3 protein-coding genes are annotated in these 4,596 nt (G+C 66.6%); 2 read left to right on the top strand and 1 reads right to left on the bottom strand.

Annotated elements, in window-relative coordinates; genetic code table 11:
- Nucleotides 1-50: 50 nt before the first annotated feature.
- Nucleotides 51-968 (bottom strand): carbohydrate kinase, encoded by a 918-nt coding sequence (locus A9W95_RS08005; protein WP_067410551.1) that lies wholly within the window; start codon nucleotides 966-968, stop codon nucleotides 51-53.
- 22 nt (nucleotides 969-990) lie between these two features.
- On the opposite strand from A9W95_RS08005, the gene A9W95_RS08000 reads away from it, so the two are divergent.
- Nucleotides 991-3,258 (top strand): ATP-dependent DNA ligase, encoded by a 2,268-nt coding sequence (locus A9W95_RS08000; protein WP_067410548.1) that lies wholly within the window; start codon nucleotides 991-993, stop codon nucleotides 3,256-3,258.
- On the top strand, nucleotides 3,255-4,596 hold a 1,342-nt coding region (locus A9W95_RS07995; protein ID WP_067410545.1), incomplete at its 3' end, for a fumarylacetoacetate hydrolase family protein. The genes A9W95_RS08000 and A9W95_RS07995, both read left to right, overlap by 4 nt.

The following is a 4,596-nucleotide window of genomic DNA, read 5'->3' as shown; positions in this document are numbered from 1 at the left end:
CCGCCCGGCGCGTGAGGTAATCGCGCGTAAAGCCGTAGGGCGTGAAGGTTTTAGCCAGTGCGCGCCGCGTCGAGGGCAGCGCGATCGGGTAGTGCGGCGCCGGCGCGCTGCACGGTGAGCGCCGCTGCCAGCGTCGCGGTGTCCAGCGCCGTCTGCAACGTCTCGAGACCCATCGCGCGCAGTTGGGCGCGACGGTCCCCGCCCAGCACATGCTGTGCCCACAACGCGTCGAGTAAGCCGGCCATGAACGCATCTCCGGCGCCGACGGTGTCCACCACCTTCACCGGCCTGGCCGGTACCCGGATCTCGCCGGCCGCGCAGAACGCGATCGAGCCGCGATCGCCCAGCGTCAGCACGACCAGCGCGGGTCCGGAGGCCAACCACGTCCGGGCGGTGTGTTCGGCGTCCTGGTGCGGGTTGAGCCAACGCAGATCCTCCTCACTGACCTTGACGATGTCGCTGCGTTCGACGAGGTGGTCGATGCGGTCGCGGGCCAAGTCGCGGTCCGCGGTCAGGGAGGGACGCACATTGGGATCGACGGTGATGGTGGCCGACACGCGGTAGGCGTCGAGCAGGGCCGCCACGGCCAGACACCCCGGCTCGAGTACCGCAGCGATCGATCCGGTGTGCACGAAAAGCGGCGGCCGCACGGGCGGGGTGCCCGACAGCTGCCAGTCCAGGTCGAAGGCGTAGCTGGCGGAACCGTCGGCGTCGATGGTCGCCACCGCGGTCGCGGTGTGGGCGGTCGCTTCGGCCCCGCCAACCAGTCGTGCGCCGGCCGCCTCGACGTAGTCACGGATGCGCCGGCCATAAGCGTCCTCGCCGATGCGGGTGAGAAAGTCGACGTCGCGCCCGAGCCGGGCTAACCCGACGGCGACGTTCAGCGGGCTGCCGCCGACGTATTCGGTGGTGGTCTGTGCGTGCACGATGTCGATCAGGGCTTCACCAACCACCAGCCCACGCGCCATCCGAACAGGTTACGTTGACAATATGGCCTCGGCGACGGAGCAGCGGGTGAAGCTCACCAACGCCGACAAGGTGCTGTATCCGGCCACCGGAACCACCAAGCGGGACATCTTCGATTACTACACGCGGATCGCCGAGGTGATGGTTCCGCACATCGCGGGGCGCGCGGCAACCCGCAAGCGGTGGCCCAACGGTGTCGACGAACTGTCGTTCTTCGAGAAGCAGTTGGCTTCGTCGGCGCCGGATTGGCTGCCGCGGGCCAGCGTCACCCACAAGTCCGGTACGACGACGTATCCGATCATCGACAGTGAGGCGGGACTGGCCTGGATCGCTCAGCAGGCGGCCCTGGAGGTGCATGTGCCGCAGTGGCGGTTCGTCGCCGAATGGACGCGTAAGGGCGCCGAAGGGCTCAAGCCCGGCCCGGCAACGCGTTTGGTATTCGACCTCGATCCTGGCGAGGGCGTGACAATGACGCAGCTGTGCGAGGTGGCGCATGCCGTCCGGGAACTCATCACCGACATCGGGTTGACCACCTTTCCGCTGACCAGCGGCAGCAAGGGGTTACACCTCTACACGCCGTTGGACGAGCCGGTGAGCAGCACCGGCGCCACGGTGTTGGCCAAACGCGTTGCGCAGCAACTGGAGAAGGCCATGCCGAAGCTGGTTACCTCCACCATGACCAAGAGCCTGCGGGCGGGCAAGATCTTTCTGGACTGGAGCCAGAACAACGGTGCGAAGACCACCATCGCGCCCTACTCGCTGCGTGGGCGCGAGCATCCGACGGTGGCGGCGCCACGCACTTGGGAAGAACTGGAAGACCCCGACCTGCGTCACTTGCGTTACGACGAGGTGCTGGAACGCGTCGCACGCGACGGTGACCTGCTGGCCCCGTTGGACGTCGACGCGCCGGTGCCGGACCGGCTGACCAAATACCGCAGCATGCGTGATGCGGCTAAGACTCCCGAACCAGTGCCTGGCACCAGACCCGCTGTCGGACAGAACAATACGTTCGTCATTCAGGAGCACCACGCCCGCCGGCTGCATTACGACTTCCGGCTGGAGCGTGACGGGGTGCTGGTTTCCTGGGCGGTGCCGAAAAACCTGCCGGAGACCACTTCGGTCAATCACCTGGCCGTACACACCGAGGACCACCCACTGGAGTACGGCTCGTTCGAAGGCAACATCCCCAAGGGAGAGTATGGCGCCGGCAAAGTGATCATCTGGGATGCCGGCACTTATGAGGCTGAGAAGTTCCTCGACGACGAAGTGATCGTGACACTGCACGGCAACCGCATCTCGGGGCGCTACGCGCTGATCCAGACCAACGGCAATCAATGGCTGGCGCACCGGATGAAGGACCAGAAGGTGCTCGAATTCGACTCGCTGGCACCGATGTTCGCATCGCACGGTTCAGTCGCCGGGCTCAAGGCGGGGCAATGGGCGTTCGAGGGCAAATGGGACGGCTACCGCCTGCTCGTCGAGGCCGATCACGGCGCGGTCCGGCTGCGCTCGCGCAGCGGGCGCGACGTCACCGGCGAATATCCCCAGTTGCGTTCGGTGGCAGCCGATCTGAGTGACCATCATGTGGTGCTCGACGGTGAGATCGTCGCGCTCGACGAAGCCGGTGTGCCCAACTTCCACCAGATGCAGAACCGGGTGCGTGCCACGCGCATCGAGTTCTGGGCGTTCGACGTGCTGTATCTGGACGGCCGCTCGCTGTTGCGGGCCAAGTATCAGGATCGGCGACGGTTGCTCGAGACGCTGGCCAGCGGCATCGATCTCATCGTGCCGGACTTGCTGCCCGGTGACGGCGCTCAGGCGTTGGAGTATTCGGGTCAACAAGGTTGGGAAGGCGTCGTCGCCAAGAAGCGCGATTCCAGCTATCAGCCGGGTCGGCGGTCGGCGTCGTGGATCAAGGACAAGCACTGGAACACCCAGGAAGTGGTGATCTGCGGCTGGCGAGCCGGTGAAGGCGGGCGCAGCAGCGGGATCGGGTCACTGGTGCTCGGGATACCCGGGCCGGACGGAATGACATTCGCGGGCCGCGTCGGCACCGGCTTCACCGAACGTGACCTGGCCGAGCTGAAGAAGACGCTTACTCCTTTGCAGACCAAGGAGTCACCGTTTCGCACCCGGCTTCCCACCCGCGACGCCAAGGGCGTCACCTTCGTCAAGCCCGGATTGGTGGGCGAGGTGCGCTACAGCGAGTGGACCCCCGACGACCGGTTGCGCCAGCCGAGTTGGCGGGGACTGCGGCCGGACAAGGATCCCAGTGAGGTGGTGCGCGAATGAAGTGGGTGACGTATCGAAGCCCTGACGGCTTGCGCGCCGGAGTGCTCGCCGGCGATGAGATCTATGGGCTGCCAGCCGATGTGACGTTGCTCGGGCTGATCGCCCGCGGCCCCAAAGGATTGCGGTCGGCGGGGGAGGCGGCGTTGCGTTCGCCCGCCGAGGTGGTCGATCTCGGCGGGGTGTCACTGGCCGCGCCGATCCCTCGACCGCCCTCCATCCGTGACGCGCTGTCCTTTCTGGACCACATGCGCAACTGCCAACAGGCCATGGGCGGCGGTCGGTTGCTCGCCGATGCCTGGTACCGCATCCCGGCGTTCTACTTCGCCTGCCCGTCGACCGTGTTGGGACCCTACGACGATGCGCCGATGGCTCCCGGGAGTGTTTGGCAGGATTTCGAATTGGAGATCGCGGCGGTGATCGGAATCGGTGGGAAGGACTTGTCGGTCGCGCAGGCCGAAGAAGCGATCATCGGCTACACCATCTTCAACGACTGGTCGGCGCGGGATCTGCAGGCGCTGGAGGGTCAGCTACGAATCGGGCAGGCCAAGGGCAAAGACAGCGGTGTCACCCTCGGGCCCTACCTGGTCACCGCCGACGAGCTGAAACCGTATCGCCGCGACGGCAAGCTGAGCCTGCCGGTGACCGCCTTGGTGAACGACACGGTGATCGGCGAGGGCTCGACCGGGACGATGGATTGGTCGTTTGGCGAAGTCATCTCCTATGCATCCCGAGGAGTGTCGCTGCAACCGGGTGACGTGATCGGCTCGGGCACCGTGCCTACCTGCACGCTGGTGGAGCACTTGACGAAGCCGGATTCTTTCCCGGGGTGGCTGGCCGACGGCGACGTCGTCACGCTCCGCGTCGCCGGGCTGGGTGAGACGCGCCAGACCGTCCGAGCCAGTCCGCCGCCAATTCCGCTGCCGCCGAGGCCGAATCCGGATGCCCCGCCCGCGCAGCGGCCACTCAATCCGGCGCCGGCCCGAGTCCCTTACACGCGAGGGCTGCACGACGTCGCCGATCGGGTGTGGGCCTGGACCCTGCCGGATGGTGGCTACGGGTGGAGCAATGCCGGTCTGGTCGCCGGGGACGGGGCGTCGCTGTTGGTGGACACGCTGTTCGACTTGGCACTGACCCGCGAGATGCTCAACGCGATGCGGCCGATCACCGCTTCGGCTCCCATCACCGACGCGCTGATCACCCACTCCAACGGCGATCACACGCACGGCAATCAACTGCTGGACGCATCGGTCCGGATCATCGCCGCCGAGGGCACCGCGCACGAGATCGAGCACGGACACGGTGTCGAGGCGCTGACCCGGCTGCAGACCGCCGACCTCG

It is taken from the genome of Mycobacterium sp. 1423905.2 (assembly GCF_001673155.1).
Lineage (GTDB): Bacteria > Actinomycetota > Actinomycetes > Mycobacteriales > Mycobacteriaceae > Mycobacterium.
This window is presented reverse-complemented; position numbering and strand designations above follow the sequence as displayed.